The sequence below is a fragment of the Jeotgalibacillus proteolyticus genome (genome assembly GCF_050107735.1).
Classification (GTDB): Bacteria; Bacillota; Bacilli; order Bacillales; family Jeotgalibacillaceae; genus Jeotgalibacillus; species Jeotgalibacillus proteolyticus_A.
Map to the genome: position 1 here is coordinate 1 of NZ_JBNILO010000046.1, position 255 is coordinate 255.

At 37.6% G+C, this 255-nt stretch carries 1 protein-coding gene; it reads right to left on the reverse strand.

What is annotated here, in order from left to right:
* On the reverse strand, positions 1 to 255 hold a 255-nt coding region (locus tag ACQCT8_RS19080; RefSeq protein ID WP_426873705.1), incomplete at both ends, for a reverse transcriptase domain-containing protein.

A 255-nucleotide genomic window follows, 5' to 3' on the forward strand; every position in this document is an offset into this window, starting at 1 on the left:
TCGATAGAATACCACCTTGTGGTACACCTTTTGATGGTATTCCTTCCATATCAATTTCTGCTTTTAGCATTTTGGAAATGCAAGATAGGACCTTTCGATCCCGGATGCCTAAGTTCCATAATTGTTTGATAAGAAGTGGGTGATTGACATTATCGAAAAACCCCTTAATATCAACATCCACAACAAAATGTAGTTGTGATTGGTTGATTAAGAATTGTACTCTAGCCATAGCATGATGAGTAGACCTTAACGGTC